The organism is Ruegeria sp. YTSC192 (genome assembly GCF_059609705.1).
On record NZ_JBXWMG010000006.1, the window covers coordinates 91,092 to 111,718 of the forward strand.

Here is a 20,627-nt window from a genome sequence, read left to right on the forward strand (position 1 = left end):
ACATGACCCGTACAGTCGTAGAATCAAAAACAAAAACCGCCGTCCTGGGCTTTGACGAACCGTTCTGCGTGATCGGCGAGAGGATCAATCCTACGGGCCGCAAGAAACTGGCCGCTGAACTTGAGGCGGGCGATTTTTCGACCGTTGAGAAAGACGCACTGGCGCAGGTCGCTGCAGGTGCGACCGTTCTGGATATCAACGCAGGCGTTGTTTACAACTCGAACCCCAACCCGAACGAGACCGAGCCGCCGCTGATGCGCAAGATCGTCGAGATGGTTCAGGGTCTGGTTGATGTGCCGCTGTGCGTCGATTCATCGGTTCCCGGCGCGCTGGAGGCTGGCCTGGAGGCGGCAGAAGGCCGTCCGCTGCTGAACTCGGTAACGGGTGAGGAAGATCGACTGGAGCTGGTTCTGCCGCTGGTCAAGAAGTACAACGTGCCGGTTGTTGCGATCTCAAACGACGACACAGGTATTTCCGAAGACCCCGATGTACGGTTCGAAGTGGCCAAGAAGATCGTTGAGCGCGCTGCTGATTTCGGCATCCCCGCCCATGACATCGTGGTTGACCCGCTGGTGATGCCGATTGGTGCAATGGCAACGGCTGGTTTGCAGGTGTTCGCTCTGGTCCGTCGTCTGCGCGAGGAACTGGGCGTGAACACTACCTGCGGTGCGTCGAACGTGTCCTTTGGTTTGCCAAACCGCCATGGCATCAACAACGCCTTCCTGCCGATGGCGATGGGCGCTGGTATGACCTCGGCGATCATGAATCCGGTGGCTTTGCCAGTTGGTCCGAAGAAACTGGCCGAGAAGAAGGCCGAGGTTGAGGCCAAAGGCATCATCCTGCCTGCTGATATGGATGATGAAACCTTCTGTCAGCTATTCGGTCTGGGCTCGACCTTGCCGCGCGCAGGCAAAGAAATGGAGGCGATCCGCGCCGCCAACCTGTTGACCAACAACGACCCGCACGGTGGTGCGTGGATCAAGTTCAACAAATCGCCTGAAGACGCGGCTGCGGCCGGTGGTGCGGGTGGTCGTCGCGGCGGTGGCCGTCGCCGTCGCGCGTGATCTTGAGAAACAAGTTGGAAAGGCCGGGTTCAACGCCCGGCCTTTTTCGTTCTGTGACTGAGGTTGATAGCGCTTCGGGTTAAACCTGTGACATCAATACCCCGGCACGCTATCCGCGTTCTCGAGACATTCGTGCCAATTGGCGCTTCAGGCAAAGCCCGCAACGCTTCAGGCAAAACCGGGGCAAAGTTCAGCGCGATACGGCTTGCATCACTCGGATCGGGGCAGTATTGAAAACCGTGCTGCGGGTATGGTGAAAAGGTATCACACGAGCTTCCCAAGCTCTTGTTACGGGTTCGATTCCCGTTACCCGCTCCATGCACATGGCGAAATCAGCACATTGACAATCTACTGGTACGCCACGGTTTTCCGAAGCGGCAGTCTCTGACTTTCGCTACATGCAAGGCATGATGAAAACATCGGGTTTGCGGATGCGTTTCGTGATGTTGCAACCAGACTGGATCAGGTTGCAATCTGCCACTGACCTTTTCCTTGAAACGCAATCAGGCTTTCGCGGAAAGGTGGGACATGAAAATCCGGGTCAGAGAAGGCCCACAAAGGGTGTGAGCCTTCCACTACTTTAGCACTGTTTCTTACGAACGCCTGCGACGACGACGTCCGCCGCTGGCGTCGGAATCCCCACCGCCTGTGTTGAAGGACGGCGCGGGCAGGGTGACGACCTGTGCGAGCTCCGGGAACGGGTCGGATTTGTGCGGGATCGCGTTGGCGGCGACAAAATGATCCTGGAACTTTGGCTCGATTGCGGTCTCGATCTTGGTGATCTCGCGCACGACGCGCTCGATCTCGGCGCGCGATCCGATGTTGCACAGGGCGATCCGGGCACCGGTACCGGCCGCGTTACCTGCGCTGGAAACCTTGTCAAGCGGTGCATCCGGGATCATACCCAGAACCATCGCGTGCTTGGTCGAGATATGCGCCCCGAAGGCGCCCGCCAGAACCACGCGATCTACCTTGTCGACCTCCATCTCGTCCATCAACAGACGCGCACCGGCATAAAGCGCCGATTTGGCCAGCTGAATAGCCCGGATATCACCTTGGGTGACAGTGATCCGAGGGCCACCTTCGGCACTTGCGTCATGGATCAGGTAAGAGTTTGTGCGCCCTTCTGGGACACATCGCGAGGTGCCGGTTTGCTCGGCTGATCCAATCAGGCCACTTTCGTCCAAAAGGCCCGCGATGCGCATCTCGGCTACCGCCTCGATGATGCCCGAGCCACAGATGCCAGAGATGCCGGTGGTTGCGATGTCCTGATCGAACCCGTCCTCATTGGACCATTTCTCGGACCCGATTACGCGGAACCGGGGTTCCTTGGTGACTGGATCAATCTCGATCCGCTCAATCGCGCCGGGGGCGGCGCGCTGGCCCGAACTGATCTGGGCACCTTCAAACGCAGGCCCTGTAGGCGAGGAACAGGCCAGAACACGACTGGTATTGCCCAGCAGGATTTCGGCATTGGTGCCTACGTCAACGATCAGCACCAGATCTTCAGATTTGCCGGGCTCTTCCGACAGGGCAACGGCGGCACAGTCGGCACCCACGTGACCGGCGATGCAGGGCAGGATGTAGATCTGCGCCCGCGGGTTCATCGTAGTCAGGCCCATCTCATGCGCGGGCAGGGACATCGCCTCGGACGTCGCCAGCGCGAACGGAGCTTGCCCCAGCTCGACCGGGTCCAGACCCAACAGCAGGTGGTGCATGACCGGGTTGCAGACAAATACGGTCTCAACGATCAGGCTGGCGTTAATTTCGGCGTCTTCCGCGATCGAGGTGGTCAGGTCATTGATCGCCTCACGCACGGCTCTGGTCATCTCCTGATCGCCGCCGGGGTTCATCATGGCGTAGGAGACACGGCTCATGAGGTCCTCACCGAAGCGGATCTGAGGGTTCATCAGGCCCGAGGATGCCTTGACCTCACCGGTCTCCAGATCGGTCAGATGCGCCGCAATCGTGGTTGAGCCGAGGTCAATGGCCAGACCATAAAGGCCCCCTTCGTGCAGGCCAGGCCAGATTTCGACGATGCGGGCCACCGGGTCCTTGTGGCCTTTGTGAACGGCGACCGTGACGTCCCATTTCCCTTTGCGCAGAACCGGTTGCAGCTTGGACATCAGGGACAGATCGGCGGTGACGGCGTCAATTTCCCACTGTTCGCGCAAGGCACGCTCAAGCCGTTCCAGATCGCCTGTGGGCGAGTGCATGTCGGGCTCTTCCACCGACACGAAATATAGACGAGTCGCAGGGTCCATGGTGATGGCGCGTGCAGCAGCCGCCTTGCGGACAACCTGACGGTGGACCTGGCTTTCGGGCGGCACGTCGATCACCACATCACCCTGAACCGAGGCCTGACAGCCCAGGCGACGACCGGGTTTCAGGCCGCGTTTGTCGTCATAGCGCTGCTCGACCGCGTTCCATTCGCTCAGCGCATCCTCAGACACGGTGACGCCGTGCTTGGGAAACTCGCCGTAGCTGGGCGTGATCTGACATTTCGAGCAGATGCCGCGCCCTCCGCAAACCGAATCCAGATCGACGCCCAACTGTCGGGCGGCGGTCAGAATCGGGGTGCCAACGGGAAAGTGCCCGCGTTTGCCCGAGGGGGTAAAGACGACAAGGGGGTCGGTGGTCATGGTCGGCCTGCCTTTATTGTGTTCGCGCGTATGCCGGGGAAGATATGAGTTTATTCACAAAGGGAAAGCCCTGACAGCGGCACGTTTTGTACAACGAGCGTCGTTTTGTGACGTGCTATTCCCACCCAAGGGCAAACAACTTGGGTTCTGGGGCTTTTCCTTCGGGTCAATCCATGCAATAGGGTCACCGCCAAACGGGCTTTTGCATGGGGTTTGATGATGCAGATTCGTGAGGCACTTACCTTTGACGACGTACTTCTTGTTCCGGGCGCATCTTCAGTGCTGCCGGCAACGGCGGATACTAGGACGCGCGTGACGCGTCAGATTACCATGAACATCCCGCTGCTCAGCTCGGCCATGGACACGGTGACCGAGGCGCGCATGGCCATCGCCATGGCGCAGGCAGGCGGGATCGGAGTGGTTCACAAGAACCTGTCGGTCGAGGAACAGGCCCGCGAGGTGCGCCGGGTCAAGCGGTTTGAATCGGGGATCGTCTACAACCCGGTGACGCTGCGCCCCGATCAGACGTTGGTGGATGCGCAGGCGCTGGTGCAACGCTACAACTTCACCGGCTTTCCGGTCGTGGACGAGCAGGGCCGCGTTGTCGGTATCGTGACCAACCGGGACATGCGCTTTGCCACGTCGGATGACACGCCGATCAAGGCAATGATGACCTCGGACAATCTGGCGATGCTGCAGGAGCCCGCCGATCTGGAAGAGGCCAAATCCCTGATGCGCGCCCGCCGGATCGAAAAACTGCTGGTGGTCGATGGTGAGGGCAAGCTGACCGGTCTGCTGACTCTGAAAGATACCGAACAAGCCGTTCTGAACCCGACGGCCTGCAAAGACCACCTAGGTCGTCTGCGCGTTGCCGCCGCGACCTCGGTCGGGGATGCCGGGTTCGAGCGGTCCGAGCAGCTGGTGGATTCAGGTGTCGACATCATCGTCATCGATACCGCGCATGGTCACTCGCAAGGTGTTCTGGACGCCGTGAAACGTGCCAAAACCCTGTCGAACGAGGTTCAGATCATCGCGGGCAACGTCGCCACGGCTGACGCCACCAAAGCGCTGATTGATGCGGGTGCGGATGCGATCAAGGTTGGCATCGGGCCGGGTTCGATCTGTACCACGCGGATGGTCGCCGGTGTCGGTGTGCCTCAGCTGACGGCGATCATGGACTGCGCTTCAGCGGCCGGAGATGTTCCGGTGATTGCCGATGGTGGTATCAAGTTCTCGGGCGATTTCGCCAAGGCCATCGCGGCGGGTGCGTCCTGCGCCATGGTTGGTTCGATGATCGCGGGCACCGATGAAAGCCCGGGTGAGGTGATCCTGTATCAGGGCCGTTCCTTCAAATCCTATCGCGGCATGGGCAGCCTGGGCGCAATGGCGCGTGGTTCAGCAGATCGCTATTTCCAGAAGGATGCAGCCAATGACAAGCTGGTGCCTGAGGGGATCGAAGGGCAGGTGCCCTATAAAGGTTCTGCCGGGGCGGTTGTTCACCAGCTGGTCGGCGGTCTGCGCGCGGCCATGGGCTATACCGGATGCGCCACAGTTGAAGAAATGCGCAAGAACTGCAATTTCGTTAAGATCACCGGGGCGGGCCTGAAAGAAAGCCATGTGCATGACGTTCAGATCACCCGTGAAAGCCCGAATTACCGGATTATGTGATCATGTGATCTGCTGCAGACGGCGCCCCGATGCGGGCGCCGTTTTGCGTTTCTGGAAAACCCGACGGAGGGAAAGATGACCCCGGCAGCCCGTGTTCAGGCCTCGATTGAGATCCTTGACCAGATACTGGACGGCGCGCCCGTTGAAAAAGCCCTGACAGGATGGGCGCGGCGCAGCAGGTTTGCAGGCTCCAAGGATCGCGCAGCGGTAAGGGATCATGTTTTCACAGCCCTGCGTTGCAAGCGGTCCTTTGCCGCACTTGGCGGGGCTGAAACGGGTCGGGGCCTGATGATCGGAGCGTTGCGTGCTGCTGGTCAGGCGCCTGATGCCCTGTTCACTGGCGACCGCCACGCGCCTGCGCCGATCGAAGCCTCTGAGGACGGTCGGGATTTCGTGTCTCTGGCCGAGCAGTTTGACATTCCTGACTGGCTCTGGCCGCGGTTTTCGGCGTCTTTGGGGGATGCGGCCACGGAGGCCGCGACAGCGCTGCAAAGCCGCGCTCCGGTCCATCTTCGGGTCAACTTGCGCAAAACAGACGTGGCCGGTGCGACCCGTGCTTTGGAGGGTGACGGGGTTCAAACTGAACTCCAGCCGGCCTGCGAAACGGCTCTGACCGTCGTTGAAGGCGCGCGCAAGGTTGCGCAGAGCCGGGCTTACCTTGACGGTCTGGTCGAGTTGCAGGATGCGGCCAGTCAGGCGGTTGTGGCGGCTTTACCCCTTGAACCCGGTTGTCGCGTTCTCGACTATTGCGCAGGTGGAGGCGGGAAAGCACTGGCCCTTGCAGCCCATCAGGGGGTCGAAGTGTTTGCACATGACGTCAACCCGAAACGCATGCAGGACCTGCCGAACCGCGCGGACCGCGCAGGCGTCCGGGTGACCTGCCTTGAGACCGCGGAACTGACCCGTTTTGCGCCCTTTGACGTCGTGCTGGTCGATGCGCCCTGTTCCGGTAGCGGCTCATGGCGGCGCGCTCCGGCCGGGAAATGGGCCCTGACCGAAGAGCGGCTGGTCGAGTTGACCAGGATGCAACGCGCGATCCTGCGAGACGTCACGCCCTTGCTCCGGCCCGAGGGTCTTTTGGCCTATGCGACCTGTTCGATGCTTCAGGACGAAAACGAGCGGGTTGTCGAAAACTTTGTGTCCGAAAACCCAGATTGGTCGGTTCTGTCACAGCGGAATTGGCGCGTCACGGACGGTGTAGACGGTTTTTTCACGGCGCATCTGAAAAGATAGCCAGACCAACTTAAGCAACCACAGGTAGTTTTCTTGCCCCCGCAACTCTGTTAAGCGGGCATTAACCATTTTGGGGCGTTATGGCTCTCAAAAAGCTATCCGGGTCGTTCATGTCCGATTCAATATATCCGTTCTCCGATCCCCGTTTGCGTAGAACGCCGTCGGCGGTACGCGTTTTGGCGCTGGTCGGGCTGGCCGCTTTGCTATACGCCGCACCCTATACGGGCAGGGTGCCTTCGGACTGGACGCAGGGCTTGATCGTAGTAGGGGTCTCGATCCTGTTTGCGACGCTCTGGATTCTGGTCAGGGGGATTTTTGCCGACAGGGCAGCGCGTCAAACCCTGGATGTGTTGGCGGGCTTTGTCGATCAGGACGATTGCGCAACACTTGTTGCGGATTCTGAAGGCACTGTGCTTGTCGCAAACCCCGTTGCGCGCTCGCAATTAAATGCAAGCCCGGACACAACATTGCCCAAGGTTCTGCGCTCGGTTTTTGCCAACCCATCAAGCCTGCTTTTGAGGATGCAGACCTTGGCGCAGGCAAGTGGGGCAGCGAATGAGGATATCATCTCCGGTGCCGAGACTATCCCGGTTTCGGTGGTTCGATTGGGCGATCATCTGTTCTGCTGGCGGTTCAAGATTGGTCATCAAGGTCAATGGGACAGGATCAACCTTCCCGTGCTGACCCTCGGCCGAGGCGGATGTCTGCTGCACAGTAACGCAGCAGCCAGAACGTTTTTCGGCACGACTCCGGCTTCTGTTGAAGAGGTGTTTCCGAACGGATTGCCACAGGATGGGCAAATCTGTTCGGTGCGCTCAGGCAAAGGGGATACGCGTGTCGCAGTCACCGGTGTTTCTGCGTCATGGTCTGTTCAGCACCTTATATTGATGCCTGTATCTCAGAATTCCGAACCCGACCGCGGGTCCTCGCTGGCTGATCTACCGGTGCCTATTCTTTGTATGACGCCGGAGGGGGGGATCCTTGAGGCAAACCAGATGGCTCGCGTGCTTCTGGGTGATATCCGTTTGAACGGAGCCAATATCGACCAGATTCTGCAAGGGCTGGGACATCCGATTCTAGAGTGGCTGGCTCAAACCGCGTCGGGCGAGAATGCACCCCGATCCGAATTCCAGCGTTTGACCCGGGGCGACAAAGAGCTGTTTGTCCAGGTGACTCTGGACCGGGTTCAGATCGACGGGAAAACCCGACTGATCGCGGTTCTGAACGACGCGACCGAACTGAAGACGCTCGAGGCGCAGTTTGTACAGGGGCAGAAGATGCAGGCTGTTGGTCAGTTGGCCGGCGGCGTTGCGCATGACTTCAACAATCTTTTGACCGCAATTTCAGGCCATTGCGATCTGCTGTTGTTGCGTCATGATCAAAACGATCCCAACTATGGTGACCTTGTTCAAATCCATCAGAATGCCAATCGCGCGGCGGCTCTGGTCAGCCAGCTTCTGGCCTTTTCGCGCAAGCAAACCTTACGTCCCGAGGTGCTGGATGTGCGCGACACCATCTCGGACCTTATTCACCTGCTGAACCGGCTGGTCGGTGAGAAAGTGCAACTGACACTCAGCCATGATCCTGTCCTGAAGCCGGTGCGCGCGGATAAGCGGCAGTTGGAGCAGGTGTTGATGAACCTCGTCGTCAACGCGCGTGATGCGATGCCCGAGGGCGGCGAGATTCGCATCGAAACCGAGGTGCTGAGCCTGACCGAGCCTCTGCACTATGACCGGGCTACCGTTCCGCCCGGCGAATACATGACCGTCAAGGTAATCGACAGCGGCATCGGTATTCCTGCCGACAAGCTGCAAAAGGTGTTTGAGCCGTTCTTTACCACCAAACGCACGGGCGAGGGCACGGGGCTGGGCCTTTCTACCGTTTACGGGATCGTCAAACAGACGGGTGGCTTCATTTTTGTCGACAGCGTTGTAGGTCGCGGCTCGGAGTTTTCCCTGCTTCTGCCGGTTTGCGTCGAAGCGAAACCCGCTGACGTTGAGTCAGAAGATGTGCCGGATTTCAAGACCGCGCGTCAGGGTGAGGGCGTAATTTTGCTGGTCGAGGACGAAGCCCCGGTGCGCGCCTTTGCAACCCGTGCGTTACGCCTGAAAGGCTACACGGTGCTCGAGGCTGAATCCGCCGAGGACGCCTTGACCTTGTTGGAAGATGTCGACCTGAACGTGGATGTGTTCGTAACCGATGTGGTCATGCCCGGAATGGATGGCCCGACTTGGGTTGCCAAAGCTATGCAGACGCGGCCCGATGTCCGGGTCGTGTTCGTCTCGGGCTATACCGAGGGCGCGTTTGGCGATTCCGGTCCCCAGGTTCCGAATTCGACCTTTCTACCCAAACCGTTCTCGCTGACACAGCTGACCGAGGCGGTTTTTCAGCAGATGAACTGACGCCTATTGCGCCGCATCGTACACCGCAAAATCCGCCTTGGAATGCGTGCGAAACGCTGCTTCGGTTTCCGGTGACAGAGTTGTTTCTGCGGGCGGCGAGACGTTTTCGCGCTGTAATATGAAATCGTAATTCAGCCTGTTTTGCAGGAAATCTACGATTCTATCCTGATGGTCATATTTGAAAACATGACTGGCCCCGACGCCATTGTTGCGGGTGCGAAAAAACTGGCTCTGACTGCCGACATCTGCAAATTCGGGCTTTGGGGTCTGCATATAGGCCTGTACGAAGGCATCAAAGCTCAGATCTCGCGTTGAATGCGGATGCCCGATGCGATCTTCGCGTCGACGAAACCGGTACCAACTGCCCAGCCAGTCAATGGGTTCGCGGACAACGGCCATGATCTCCATCTCGGTGTCGTACATTTTGCGGAACATGTTCTGGATAAAGCGGTCATATCGGCGCACCGGCGCGTGTTTCAGCTCGGGCGGATGGGTGATCACAAGATCGGCCCGAGCACGCAACGCAGAGTGATAGGCGGTGCTGCCGGTTTTGGGAACAGATAAAAACGCAAGGCGTTCTTTATAAAAAACAAGCATTTAGTGTTCCCGTGTCGATCGCCGTTAAGATGGCAGATTGCCGTAAACGGATATTTAACACAATTGGCCAAGTGTAGGTTCTGTAAGTTTTAGTTGAAATGTTCTCTTTTTGGTCTCATAAGGAACAAGAGGCGAACAAAGCAGCGATTGCCGCCCGGCAAAGGGTGTGACAAAAGGGAAGGCGACAGGACAATGGCGGATCTTCTGACGATGAGCGACAAGAAAAACGCGGACAAGCAAAAGGCGCTCGATAGCGCGCTGGCCCAGATCGAACGGCAGTTCGGTAAAGGTTCGATCATGAAGCTGGGCGAAGATGCCAAGCAGGATATCGAGGCGAGCTCGACCGGGTCTCTGGGTCTGGATATCGCGCTGGGAATCGGCGGCCTGCCGATGGGCCGGATTGTTGAGATTTACGGGCCTGAAAGCTCGGGTAAAACCACACTGACCCTGCATTGTATCGCGGAACAGCAAAAGCGCGGTGGTGTCTGTGCCTTTGTCGACGCAGAACATGCGCTGGATCCGCAATATGCCCGCAAGCTGGGTGTTGATCTGGATGAGTTGCTGATCTCGCAGCCCGATACCGGCGAACAGGCGCTTGAGATCACCGATACACTGGTCAGGTCCGGCGCGGTGAACATGGTCGTGGTCGACTCGGTGGCGGCCCTGACGCCGAAATCCGAGCTTGAAGGCGATATGGGCGACAGCAGCGTGGGCGTGCAAGCCCGCCTGATGAGCCAGGCGATGCGCAAACTGACCGGCTCGATCAGCCGTTCGAATTGTATGGTGATCTTCATCAACCAGATTCGGATGAAGATCGGCGTGATGTTTGGCAGTCCGGAAACCACGACCGGTGGTAATGCGCTGAAATTCTACAGCTCGGTCCGTCTGGACATCCGCCGCATCGGCGCGATCAAGGATCGGGACGAGGTTGTCGGTAACCAGACACGTGTAAAAGTCGTTAAGAACAAGGTAGCACCGCCGTTCAAGCAGGTGGAATTCGACATCATGTATGGCGAAGGCATCAGCAAAATGGGTGAACTGTTGGATCTGGGCGTCAAAGCCGGTGTGGTCGAGAAGTCGGGTTCGTGGTTCAGTTACGGCGACGAACGGATCGGGCAGGGGCGTGAGAACGCCAAGCAGTATCTGCGCGATCACTCTCGGATTGCCCTGGATATCGAAGACAAGATCCGCGCGGCCCATGGTCTGGACTTCGACATGCCGCCCGGCGCGGCCGAGGATGACGATATCCTCGAAGCCTAAGGAACGCGTGAGAGGGAATACCAGAACTCCCCGGCACTCCAACAGTGCTGAGAAAACTTTAAGCAGGGCGGTCCATGGGGGTCGCCTTGTTTCGTTTGGAAGGTCAATGCTGTGGACACTCTGCGGGCACGGCGATAAACCTGCGCAGACCATTCTGATTGCGCGCTGAGAGAGCCCCATGCCCACGTTGAACGACATCCGATCGACCTTTTTGAACTACTTTGCCAAGCAGGGGCACGAAGTGGTGGCGTCCAGCCCTCTGGTGCCGCGCAATGATCCGACTTTGATGTTCGTGAACTCGGGCATGGTACAGTTCAAGAACCTGTTCACCGGTGTGGAAACACGCGACTATCAGCGCGCAACTACCGCGCAGAAATGTGTGCGCGCGGGCGGCAAGCACAATGACCTCGACAATGTGGGTTATACGGCGCGCCACCACACTTTCTTTGAGATGCTGGGGAACTTCTCCTTCGGTGACTACTTCAAGCACGACGCGATTCCTTTCGCGTGGGAGCTGATCACCAAGGAATTCGGCATCGACAAGAACCGGCTGTTGGCCACCGTCTATCACACCGACGACGAAGCCTTTGAAATCTGGAAGAAAGTCGGCGTTCCCGAAGACCGTATCATCCGTATCGCGACCAGCGACAATTTCTGGCAGATGGGCCCGACCGGTCCCTGCGGCCCATGCACCGAGATTTTCTATGACCATGGCGATCACATCTGGGGCGGCCCTCCGGGATCGGCCGAGGAAGATGGCGACCGTTTCATCGAAATTTGGAACATCGTTTTCATGCAGAACGAGCAGTTCGAAGACGGCTCGATGGTGGAACTCGACATGCAGTCGATCGACACCGGCATGGGTCTGGAGCGGATCGGCGCACTTCTGCAAGGCAGCCATGACAACTATGACACCGACCTCTTCAAGACGCTGATCGAGGCTTCGGCGGAAGCAACCGGCGTTGATCCTTACGGCGATCAGAACGTCCACCACCGCGTGATTGCGGATCACCTGCGCTCGACCTCGTTCCTGATTGCCGATGGCGTGATGCCCAGCAATGACGGACGTGGTTATGTACTGCGCCGGATCATGCGCCGTGCCATGCGTCACGCGCATCTTCTTGGTGCGAAGGACCCTGTTATGCACCAACTGGTGCCCTCGCTTGTACAACTGATGGGTGCGCAATACACGGAACTGGGGCAGGCGCAGGCGTTGATCGAAGAGACTCTGCTGCTGGAAGAAACGCGGTTCAAGCAAACGTTGGATCGCGGCCTGAAATTGCTGGATGACGAGGTGGCGGGCCTGCCCGACGGCGCGGCCTTGTCCGGAGATGCGGCGTTCAAGCTCTATGACACATACGGTTTCCCACTCGATTTGACACAGGATGCCCTGCGGGAAAAAGGCCGGACCGTCGATACCGACGGGTTCGATGAGGCCATGGCAGAGCAGAAAGCCAAGGCTCGTGCGGCTTGGTCCGGGTCGGGTGAGGCAGCGGATCAGGCGGTTTGGTTTGACGTGGCCGACAGCGCTGGCGCAACCGATTTCCTGGGCTATGACACCGAAAAGGCTGAGGCTCAGGTCGCGGCGCTGATCGTCGATGGCGCTTTGGTCGAAAAGATTGAACAGGGCGGCAGTGGCTGGGTCGTCGTGAACCAGACCCCGTTCTATGGCGAGGCTGGCGGTCAGGTCGGCGACAGTGGTGAACTACGCCGTCTGGAAGCGCGTGAAGATGTCGCGCGCGTTGAAGACACCAGGAAATTCGCCGATGGCAAGGTCTATGCGCACAAGGTGACCGTGGACCATGGCACCCTATCCAAGGGTGACGCGGTTGAGCTGGAGGTCGATCACACACGCCGGTCGGCCATTCGGGCCAACCACTCGGCCACGCACCTTCTGCACGAAGCCCTGCGTGAAACGCTGGGCGATCATGTGGCGCAGCGGGGTTCATTGAATGCCTCGGATCGTTTGCGGTTCGATTTCAGCCATTCGAAGGCTCTGTCATCGGAAGAAATCCAAAAGGTCGAGCGTGAGGTGAATGATTTCATTCGCCAGAATTCGAGCGTTGAGACCCGGATCATGACACCGGATGACGCACGCGAGCTGGGCGCTCAGGCGCTGTTTGGTGAGAAATATGGCGACGAAGTTCGCGTTGTGTCGATGGGCAAGGCGCCGACCGGCAAGGGCCAGGATGGCGAAACCTGGTCGATTGAACTGTGCGGGGGCACACATGTCCGCCAAACCGGCGATATCGGTACGTTCGTGGTTCTGGGTGACAGCGCAAGCAGTGCGGGTGTCCGGCGGATCGAGGCGCTGACAGGCGATGAAGCCTTCCGCTATCTGTCCGCTCAGGATCATCGATTGGCACAGGTCGCGTTGGAGCTGAAGGCGCAGCCGGATGATGTGGTGGCCCGTGTGAAATCGTTGCTGGATGAACGCAAGGCACTGCAGAACGAAGTCGCACAACTGCGCCGCGACCTCGCCATGGCAGGTGGGGCCGGGCAGGGCGGCGGCGCGGAAGCGACTGAAATCAATGGCGTAAAGTTCCTGGCCCAAACACTCAGCGGTGTGTCCGGAAAAGATCTTCCTGCGCTGATCGACGAACACAAAAGCCGCCTTGAATCCGGTGCGGTTTTGCTGATCGCCGACACAGGTGGCAAGGCGGCCGTTGCTGCCGGCGTTACTGCGGACCTGACCGAAACGATTTCCGCCGTTGATCTGGTCAAGGCCGCAGTGGTTGAGCTGGGCGGCAAGGGCGGCGGTGGTCGTCCGGATATGGCCCAAGGTGGCGGCAAGGACGCGACCAACGCAGATGCGGCGATCAAAGCCGCCGAACAGATATTGGAGGGATAAGATGGCTGCTCTTTGGATTGCACATGTTACGGTGACCGACACCGAGGCCTATGGAAAATACGCTGAGCTGGCTGGCCCTGCAATCGCTCAGCATGGCGGAGAGTTCATCGCGCGTGCGGCGCGTTATGTGCAGCTTGAGGGGAAAGAACGCCCGCGCAACGTGGTCGCGCGTTTCCCGTCGGTAGAGGCCGCAGTCGAGTGCTACAACTCTGCCGAGTACCAAAAAGCGCTTGATCACGCCCGAGGCGCAAGCGAACGCGAACTGGTTGTCGTCGAGATCACGGATTGAGAATCAGCCGGTTCGGCCGGGACTGACTGGCGATCTCGGCGAAAATCAGCACATGGAAGCCAGCGCGGCTTCCACGTATCCCTTGGGGGCTGCAATTTCATAAAAATACCGTTGAAACAATCGCTTACGGTGTCTTCGCCTTTAAGGCCCGACACAAATGTGGCGCGATGCCCTCATTTCTTGCGCGAAATCGCCTTGGATTGTGACGAATTTCCGCCTTTTTTACCCCTGATCCTAAACCTTGATTGCGTCAGCAGAGCCTCTTGCGGTTAAAGTCGGAAAACTTCGACACCCAGATTGGCCGCAATGACGCGGACAAACTTGGATTGAGGAACGGGCATGACAAATTCGGCAGTAGGTATTTCGGCGGGTCTTCGGTCGGTCGCCCGTTTTTCAGGGCGCTCGGTTGGGGTTTGTGCTCTGGTCCTGACGTCGTTCTTTGCCACTTCGGCGGCGCAAGCATCCGAGGGGGCTTTCATCACTGCCATCTCAACCTCTCCGCCACCATCCGGAGCTCAGCAGCTTTGTCGTCAGTACAGCTGGGCTTGTTCGGGCCAAAAAGTCGCATCGTTGACAAGCAAGCAGGAAATGCAGATCGTCAAAAAAGTGAATCTGCAGGTCAATGCGTCCACCCGTTCTATTACGGACCAATCGCAATACCGCCAGCGTGAGTTTTGGGCCTTGCCGACCACAAGAGGTGGCGATTGCGAAGATTTCGCTCTGTTGAAAAAGCGCAATCTGATCAAAGCGGGTATTGATCCCAGCAAGCTTTTGATTGCGACCGTTCTGGATACGCGTCGGAATGCACATGCTGTGCTGGTCTATCGATCAGCTCAGGGCGATCTGGTTCTGGACAACCTGACCAACAGCATCAAACCTTGGAAGGCGACCCGCTATCTGTTTCTGAGGATGCAAGACCCAAAACAGCCGCGCCGTTGGGTTGGGGTTTACGGGAACAGCTAAGAAGTCTGGACATTGGAAGCTCAGCAAATTTGCTGAGCTTCATTTCCTCATCTTCCATGTTGTTCAACTGACGGAAGGAACAAGCCTAGGACGATTAGTTCTATTACTGATCGGCCTTTGGTTCACCTTTGGGCTCTCCCTTTGGTTCACCTTTGGGCTCTCCCTTTGGTTCACCTTTGGGCTCTCCCTTTGGTTCACCTTTGGGTTCTCCCTTTGGTTCACCTTTGGGCTCTCCCTTTGGTTCACCTTTGGGTTCGCCCTTTGGTTCTCCCTCAGGTCCGGGTCCTTCGCCACCCCCAGTCGGGCCACCCGGATTTCCGGTTGGATCAGGTTTGCCATCACCGGATCTTTGGTCAGCGAACCCTGTGGATGCGGTCGGCAAATCCGAAAGCAACGCGGCAAGTTGAGGGCATTCCGCACCCGTGCGGGCCAAGAAGTTTCCGAAGTCGGCACGACGCTGAATATAACGGATCATGCCCGATGTGACGGCGTCACATTCGCAGAGGATCTCGGGCGAGCTTGCTGCCTGTCGTGCCGTTGAAACGGTGCAAGCGGCTTGTGCGGCTGTAACGCCTACCATTTGAAGGGCAATGGCTGCGGTGATTACTTTTAGTTTGCTGGTATGGATGCCCATGATGGAACTCCTCGGTACTCGTTAATCTCTGCGTCGAACTTATGCACGGAAAACAAACCTGCTTGTATGAACGACGTCACACTTTGGACAAGATTACACCTTTTTAAGGTCGAACTTGCAAGTTGCTGCCCACTTGGTGAGATTGCCAAAGGACCAGGAAAATCGCTAAAATCACGTAAAACCAATAAGAAAGGCCAGCCGAGGGCTGACCTTTCCTAGAGTATCATTTTTCAGGATTGAGGAAATAATGTCACAAACATGGCATTGTTTCCCAATCGAGAACGCCTGTTTACCCGGCTCTCGACATCCGTTTCCGCTCATGCGGGTCAAGGAATCGTTTGCGAAGACGGATGGCATTGGGCGTCACCTCGACCAGTTCGTCGTCATCGATATAGGCAATGGCTTCTTCCAGCGAGAACTGAATGTGAGGCGTCAGGCGAACAGCGTCGTCCGAGCCGCTGGCCCGCACGTTGGTCAGTTTCTTACCTTTCAGCGGGTTCACTTCCAGATCGTTGTCGCGGGAATGCTCACCAATCACCATGCCCTGATACACATCGGTCTGAGGGCCAACGAACATGCGGCCACGCTCTTCGAGGTTCCACAGGGCGTAAGCGACGGCCTGGCCGTTCTCCATCGAGATCAGAACGCCTGCGCGGCGGCCCGGGATTTGACCTTTATGTGCGGCCCAGCCATGGAACACGCGGTTCAGAACGCCGGTGCCGCGGGTATCGGTCAGGAACTCTCCGTGATAGCCGATCAATCCGCGCGATGGCACATGGGCGATGATCCGGGTCTTGCCGGCACCGGCGGGGCGCATCTCGACCAGTTCACCTTTGCGCGCACCGGTGATCTTTTCGATCACAGCGCCCGAGTATTCGTCATCCACGTCGATCGTGACTTCTTCGACTGGCTCCAGCCGTTGACCATCTTCCTCACGGAACAGAACCTGCGGGCGCGAGATGCTGAGCTCGAAGCCTTCGCGGCGCATATTCTCGATCAGAACGCCCATCTGCAATTCGCCACGACCGGCCACTTCGAACGCCTCGCCACCCGGTGTGTCGGTGATACGGATCGCGACGTTGGATTCCGCCTCTTTCATCAGACGGTCGCGGATCACACGGGATTGCACCTTCTTGCCGTCACGACCAGCCAGAGGCGAGTCGTTGATGCCGAAGGTTACAGTGATGGTCGGCGGGTCGATGGGTTGCGCGGGCAGGGCCTCTTCAACCTGCGGCGCCACCAGCGAATCCGCAACGGTGGCTTTGCTCATACCTGCAATGGTCACGATGTCACCGGCTTCAGCTACGTCGATCGGCTGTTGGGCCAGACCACGGAAGGCCAGGATTTTCGATGCGCGGAAATTCTCGATCAGCGCGCCATCGCGGCTGAGCGCCTTGAGGCTGTCGCCCGCCTTCAGAGTACCGCTTTCCACACGACCCGTCAGGATGCGGCCGATGAAGGGATCGCTGCCAAGGGTGGTCGCGAGCATGCGGAACGGCTCATCCTTCTTTTCAGCCTGTTTCGGCGCAGGCACGTGATCCACGACCAGATCGAACAGCGCGGTCAGGTCCTTGCGCGGCCCATCCAGCTCCATATCCGCCCAGCCTGAGCGGCCCGAGGCATACATGGCCGGGAAGTCCAGCTGATCGTCATCCGCGCCGAGGTTGGCGAAGAGGTCGAAACACTCATCCAGCGCGCGATCGGGTTCGGCATCGGGTTTGTCGACCTTGTTCAGGACCACAATGGGGCGCAGGCCCAGTGCCAGCGCCTTGGAGGTTACGAATTTGGTCTGAGGCATCGGGCCTTCAGCCGCATCAACCAGCAGGACAACACCATCCACCATGCTGAGGATACGCTCAACCTCACCACCGAAATCGGCGTGGCCGGGGGTGTCGACGATGTTGATGCGCGTGCCTTTCCATTCGACCGAGGTCGCCTTGGCCAGAATGGTAATGCCGCGTTCGCGTTCCAGATCGTTGCTGTCCATGGCGCGTTCCGCCACGGCCTGATTTTCCCGGAACGCGCCGGATTGTTTGAGCAGCTCATCCACCAGGGTCGTTTTGCCGTGGTCAACGTGAGCGATGATTGCGATATTGCGCAGGTCCATGAGAGGTCAGCCTTTGAACGGGAAGTTGCCCGGCGCATAGCGCGGCTTGACCCAATATACCAGCCCAAACCGGCGTTCAGTGACCTGCGGTCTTCGAAAACAGATGAATGATCAGGATTCCGGCCAATATCAAGGCCAGCCCCAGAACCGCCCATAAGTCTAACTTTTGTCCGAACACCACAAAGCCGATGATGGCGATGAAGAAAATCCCAAGCCCGGACCAGATCGCATAGACGATGCCCACCGGCATGTATTTCAACGTCAGCCCCAACAGGTAGAACGCTACCCCGTAACCGACTACGACTAGAACCGAAGGCCAGAAGCGCGAGAATTGCTGACTTGCCTGCAAGGCCGTTGTACCTACGGTTTCGGCAAAGACGGCCATCAGCAGGATCAGGTAGGCTTTGGGCATGATCTCAACCTCGTGCATGCAAATCACGCGCGAATTCTCAACATGAAAAAGGCTGCCACGGCAAGCACATTCGGTTGCCTGGACGCGTGACACCACAAGATAAAGGTCGGGTATACCTGACTACGATCTGATCAAAATTTATGTAAGTAACAGAACAGTATTTGTTGATTTGTTTTCGAGTTTTTCAATGACTGTTTTTGCTAGATACGTCGTTTTTGCTTCGACTCTTATTGCGGCGCTAGGGTGGCTTGCAGACGGGGGGTCCGTCGATTTTGATGCAGCCCAAATGTTAATTGGTTTCTTTGTTTTGTAGTTTTGGCGTTAGTGAAGATCCAAGCAGGGAAAAGGGCCGTTTTGGGCCCTTTTTCTTTTGCCTAACCACTCGCTGAAACCGTGAAGTAATCCGCCAGCTGCGGTTGCAACCAATTCCAAAGAAAGGGCGAACCGCGTTCTATGGCGGGCCGGACCCGCGCTTCGATCTGAGGGTAGGTCACGGCATAATCCACCCACGAGCCGCCGCCCGTTTCAAGATTGGCAACTGGGGTTTGAAACCGGTCCACGGCCTTGGCAAAACGCGCATCGGCTGAGCTAGCGCTCTCAAACTCGTGCCAGAGATCGGACAACGCCTGCGTTTGATCTTGGGGCAGTAGGCCGAACAACCGCCGCGCTGCGGCCTCTTCCTTTGCGGCTTGTGCGGTGTGATCGACCTGACCGTGGATTGGGTGGTCTCCGGCGTCGATCTCGACGATATCGTGCAGCAGTAGCATTCGCAGGACTCGGTCCAACTGAACCTCAGCTTCGGCATGTTCGACAAGAACCCATGCGTACAGCATGATGTGCCACGAATGTTCGGCCGAGTTTTCGAACCGGTCCGTTGCCATCAGGCGCGACGCACGCATGACGGATTTCAACTGATCCGCCTCAACCAGAAACGCCAGCCGTTGGGTAAAGCTGTTATCCTCGGTCGGCGCATCGGCCAACAATGCAGCTGCGTGTTCATAGGCCTGAGGCAGCGCCTCAGACAGATAGGCCGCACGTCCCGTCGCCAGATTCTCGCGCGCGATCTCGATATGGTCAGGCCGTTTGGGCGAGGCATACAACACCTGAAACAGAGGCTGACACCGGTCGAGCATCTTGGCGAACTTGGCGTCAGGCGTCTGGTCGGCTTCGAATTCCGTCCATAGATCCAGAAAACCCTGGGTCTGGTCCGGCGGCAATAAACCGAACAAATCCAATGCGGCGGCATGTTCGGCCTTGGCAACGCTCTGCCAGTCGGTCTCCAGATGGATTGGGTGGTCGCCCACAATGATCTCAACCAAATCATGCAGCAACAACATGCGGATGACGCGATCAATTGACACATCCGGCCCGGCCAGAGGCCCCATGACCAGCGCCCAAAGCGCCAGATGCCAGCTATGTTCTGCAGAGTTTTCCGGGCGAGACTGATCCAGTAGGGTGTTTGCCCGATCCACCGTTTTCAACCTGTCCGCCTGTTTCAGAAACGCGATTTGCGCGGACAGTCGTTCATTCATTGTTTTTCAATCGCTTTCAGCTTGGAGCGGTGATCCGTCAGACGTTTGATCACGAATTGGCGGGCCTGACGTTCCGACAGGCGTACGCGGATTTCTGTCAGAAAAGCCTCTTCCAGAGATTGGGAGGAGGCCGCCAGCAAGTTGCCGACCTCCATGTAAAACCGGTCATCGCCGGTTTCGTCCATGACCTTCAATGTATCCTCGGCCAGTTTGGCGGCGAGGGTATTGATGGTGTTTGTCATCAGCGCGTAGTCTCGGTCAGGCGGCGTTTCACATAGTCGCTGACATCGGTGATCAGCGTGTCCATGTGCTGATCCTGGAAGAAATGGTCCGCGCCTTCGACCTCATTATGCGTGATGGTGATGCCCTTCTGCTCATGCAGCTTGTTGACCAGTGCGGTTGTATCCGCCGGAGGCGCCACGCGGTCGGACAAGCCGTTGATGATCAGACCCGAAGACGGGCAGGGGGCGAGGAACGAGAAGTCATACATATTCGCCGGGGGCGACACGCTGATGAAACCGGTGATTTCCGGGCGTCGCATCAGCAACTGCATTCCGATCCATGCACCGAACGAGAAGCCGGCAACCCAGCAATGCTTGGAGTTGTTGTTCATCGACTGCAGGTAATCGAGCGCTGATGCGGCATCGCTCAACTCGCCTACGCCCTGGTCATATTCACCCTGGCTGCGGCCTACACCGCGGAAGTTGAATCGCAACACGGTGAATCCCATGTTGTAAAACGCGTAGTGCAGATTATAGACCACCTTGTTGTTCATGGTCCCGCCGAACTGAGGATGCGGGTGAAGCACGATGGCGATCGGTGCGTCTTTTTCCTTTTGCGGGTGGTAACGGCCTTCCAGGCGGCCTTCGGGTCCGGGAAAAATCACCTCGGGCATGTGTGCTTTGGTCCTGTCTTTATCTTGGGCGCCGGGAAATACTTGACTGTATTCGTTGGGCACCTTAGAACGGTTCTA

16 protein-coding genes and 1 tRNA gene are annotated in these 20,627 nt (G+C 58.0%); 9 read left to right on the top strand and 8 right to left on the bottom strand.

The features are described 5' to 3' along the window. Positions 1 to 2: 2 nt before the first annotated feature. Together AC2FD8_RS10575 and AC2FD8_RS10580 are read left to right on the top strand one after the other, a co-directional pair. Positions 3 to 1,064, top strand: a complete 1,062-nt coding sequence (locus AC2FD8_RS10575; RefSeq protein ID WP_496855910.1) for a methyltetrahydrofolate cobalamin methyltransferase — start codon at positions 3 to 5, stop codon at positions 1,062 to 1,064. Between the two features lie 244 nt (positions 1,065 to 1,308). Beyond that, positions 1,309 to 1,382, top strand: a tRNA-Gly gene (locus AC2FD8_RS10580). A gap of 275 nt (positions 1,383 to 1,657) precedes the next feature. On the opposite strand, the gene AC2FD8_RS10585 is transcribed toward AC2FD8_RS10580, so the two are convergent. Beyond that, on the bottom strand, positions 1,658 to 3,706 hold the full coding sequence (locus AC2FD8_RS10585; protein ID WP_496855912.1) for an ASKHA domain-containing protein: 2,049 nt from the start codon (positions 3,704 to 3,706) through the stop codon (positions 1,658 to 1,660). A 219-nt stretch (positions 3,707 to 3,925) separates the two neighbouring features. Between AC2FD8_RS10585 and guaB the strand changes: the two genes are divergently transcribed. The 3 genes from guaB to AC2FD8_RS10600 all read left to right on the top strand — a co-directional run bounded on the left by guaB (position 3,926) and on the right by AC2FD8_RS10600 (position 9,009). Next, a complete protein-coding gene (gene guaB, locus AC2FD8_RS10590) occupies positions 3,926 to 5,374 on the top strand; it encodes an IMP dehydrogenase (RefSeq protein ID WP_496856202.1) in 1,449 nt (482 codons plus the stop codon). 75 nt (positions 5,375 to 5,449) lie between these two features. Further along, positions 5,450 to 6,607: an RsmB/NOP family class I SAM-dependent RNA methyltransferase gene (locus AC2FD8_RS10595; RefSeq protein ID WP_496855914.1), complete on the top strand. Its 1,158-nt coding sequence runs from the start codon at positions 5,450 to 5,452 to the stop codon at positions 6,605 to 6,607. Positions 6,608 to 6,717: 110 nt separating this feature from the next. Continuing rightward, positions 6,718 to 9,009 (top strand): ATP-binding protein, encoded by a 2,292-nt coding sequence (locus tag AC2FD8_RS10600; RefSeq protein ID WP_496855916.1) that lies wholly within the window; start codon positions 6,718 to 6,720, stop codon positions 9,007 to 9,009. A gap of 3 nt (positions 9,010 to 9,012) precedes the next feature. Here AC2FD8_RS10600 and AC2FD8_RS10605 read toward each other — a convergent pair whose 3' ends face one another. Beyond that, on the bottom strand, positions 9,013 to 9,606 hold the full coding sequence (locus AC2FD8_RS10605) for a sulfotransferase family 2 domain-containing protein (protein ID WP_496855918.1): 594 nt from the start codon (positions 9,604 to 9,606) through the stop codon (positions 9,013 to 9,015). A 192-nt stretch (positions 9,607 to 9,798) separates the two neighbouring features. Between AC2FD8_RS10605 and recA the strand changes: the two genes are divergently transcribed. The 4 genes from recA to AC2FD8_RS10625 all read left to right on the top strand — a co-directional run bounded on the left by recA (position 9,799) and on the right by AC2FD8_RS10625 (position 14,969). Then, positions 9,799 to 10,866: a recombinase RecA gene (recA, locus tag AC2FD8_RS10610; protein WP_496855920.1), complete on the top strand. Its 1,068-nt coding sequence runs from the start codon at positions 9,799 to 9,801 to the stop codon at positions 10,864 to 10,866. Between the two features lie 178 nt (positions 10,867 to 11,044). Further along, entirely contained in the window at positions 11,045 to 13,717 is a 2,673-nt protein-coding gene (gene alaS / locus AC2FD8_RS10615) for an alanine--tRNA ligase (protein ID WP_496855922.1), read from the top strand. A 1-nt stretch (position 13,718) separates the two neighbouring features. Continuing rightward, a complete protein-coding gene (locus tag AC2FD8_RS10620; RefSeq protein WP_496855924.1) occupies positions 13,719 to 14,006 on the top strand; it encodes a DUF1330 domain-containing protein in 288 nt (95 codons plus the stop codon). Between the two features lie 339 nt (positions 14,007 to 14,345). Beyond that, positions 14,346 to 14,969, top strand: coding sequence for a transglutaminase-like cysteine peptidase (locus AC2FD8_RS10625; RefSeq protein WP_496855926.1), 624 nt, complete (start codon positions 14,346 to 14,348; stop codon positions 14,967 to 14,969). Positions 14,970 to 15,072: 103 nt separating this feature from the next. On the opposite strand, the gene AC2FD8_RS10630 is transcribed toward AC2FD8_RS10625, so the two are convergent. From AC2FD8_RS10630 to AC2FD8_RS10655, 6 genes are all read right to left on the bottom strand, one after another. Continuing rightward, the gene (locus AC2FD8_RS10630) at positions 15,073 to 15,603 is read right to left on the bottom strand and encodes a hypothetical protein (RefSeq protein ID WP_496855928.1); all 531 of its coding nucleotides are present in this window, start codon (positions 15,601 to 15,603) and stop codon (positions 15,073 to 15,075) included. Positions 15,604 to 15,892: 289 nt separating this feature from the next. After that, positions 15,893 to 17,710 carry a translational GTPase TypA gene (typA, locus tag AC2FD8_RS10635; RefSeq protein WP_496855930.1) on the bottom strand — a complete coding sequence of 606 codons (1,818 nt, stop codon included), beginning with the start codon at positions 17,708 to 17,710 and terminating at the stop codon, positions 15,893 to 15,895. A 76-nt stretch (positions 17,711 to 17,786) separates the two neighbouring features. Then, positions 17,787 to 18,122, bottom strand: coding sequence for an SMR family transporter (locus AC2FD8_RS10640; protein WP_170487184.1), 336 nt, complete (start codon positions 18,120 to 18,122; stop codon positions 17,787 to 17,789). Between the two features lie 374 nt (positions 18,123 to 18,496). Further along, positions 18,497 to 19,654: an HD domain-containing protein gene (locus tag AC2FD8_RS10645; protein WP_496855932.1), complete on the bottom strand. Its 1,158-nt coding sequence runs from the start codon at positions 19,652 to 19,654 to the stop codon at positions 18,497 to 18,499. Then, complete coding sequence (locus AC2FD8_RS10650; protein WP_496855934.1) at positions 19,651 to 19,896, bottom strand: hypothetical protein; 246 nt, start codon at positions 19,894 to 19,896, stop codon at positions 19,651 to 19,653. The genes AC2FD8_RS10645 and AC2FD8_RS10650 overlap by 4 nt, the downstream gene beginning before the upstream one ends. After that, the gene (locus AC2FD8_RS10655; protein WP_496855936.1) at positions 19,896 to 20,549 is read right to left on the bottom strand and encodes an alpha/beta hydrolase; all 654 of its coding nucleotides are present in this window, start codon (positions 20,547 to 20,549) and stop codon (positions 19,896 to 19,898) included. Before AC2FD8_RS10655 ends, AC2FD8_RS10650 begins: the two co-directional genes overlap by 1 nt. Between the last annotated feature and the right edge of the window lie 78 nt (positions 20,550 to 20,627).

Bases quoted from the DNA above. Each gene is read 5' to 3' on its own strand.
- recA (WP_496855920.1), top strand. From the start codon at position 9,799: ATGGCGGATCTTCTGACGATGAGCGACAAGAAAAACGCGGACAAGCAA.
- alaS (WP_496855922.1), top strand. From the start codon at position 11,045: ATGCCCACGTTGAACGACATCCGATCGACCTTTTTGAACTACTTTGCC.
- AC2FD8_RS10620 (WP_496855924.1), top strand. From the start codon at position 13,719: ATGGCTGCTCTTTGGATTGCACATGTTACGGTGACCGACACCGAGGCC.
- AC2FD8_RS10640 (WP_170487184.1), bottom strand. From the start codon at position 18,122: ATGCCCAAAGCCTACCTGATCCTGCTGATGGCCGTCTTTGCCGAAACC.
- AC2FD8_RS10585 (WP_496855912.1), bottom strand. From the start codon at position 3,706: ATGACCACCGACCCCCTTGTCGTCTTTACCCCCTCGGGCAAACGCGGG.
- AC2FD8_RS10605 (WP_496855918.1), bottom strand. From the start codon at position 9,606: ATGCTTGTTTTTTATAAAGAACGCCTTGCGTTTTTATCTGTTCCCAAA.
- AC2FD8_RS10600 (WP_496855916.1), top strand. From the start codon at position 6,718: ATGTCCGATTCAATATATCCGTTCTCCGATCCCCGTTTGCGTAGAACG.
- AC2FD8_RS10575 (WP_496855910.1), top strand. From the start codon at position 3: ATGACCCGTACAGTCGTAGAATCAAAAACAAAAACCGCCGTCCTGGGC.
- AC2FD8_RS10625 (WP_496855926.1), top strand. From the start codon at position 14,346: ATGACAAATTCGGCAGTAGGTATTTCGGCGGGTCTTCGGTCGGTCGCC.
- AC2FD8_RS10630 (WP_496855928.1), bottom strand. From the start codon at position 15,603: ATGGGCATCCATACCAGCAAACTAAAAGTAATCACCGCAGCCATTGCC.
- AC2FD8_RS10595 (WP_496855914.1), top strand. From the start codon at position 5,450: ATGACCCCGGCAGCCCGTGTTCAGGCCTCGATTGAGATCCTTGACCAG.
- AC2FD8_RS10645 (WP_496855932.1), bottom strand. From the start codon at position 19,654: ATGAATGAACGACTGTCCGCGCAAATCGCGTTTCTGAAACAGGCGGAC.
- AC2FD8_RS10650 (WP_496855934.1), bottom strand. From the start codon at position 19,896: ATGACAAACACCATCAATACCCTCGCCGCCAAACTGGCCGAGGATACA.
- typA (WP_496855930.1), bottom strand. From the start codon at position 17,710: ATGGACCTGCGCAATATCGCAATCATCGCTCACGTTGACCACGGCAAA.
- AC2FD8_RS10655 (WP_496855936.1), bottom strand. From the start codon at position 20,549: ATGCCCGAGGTGATTTTTCCCGGACCCGAAGGCCGCCTGGAAGGCCGT.
- guaB (WP_496856202.1), top strand. From the start codon at position 3,926: ATGCAGATTCGTGAGGCACTTACCTTTGACGACGTACTTCTTGTTCCG.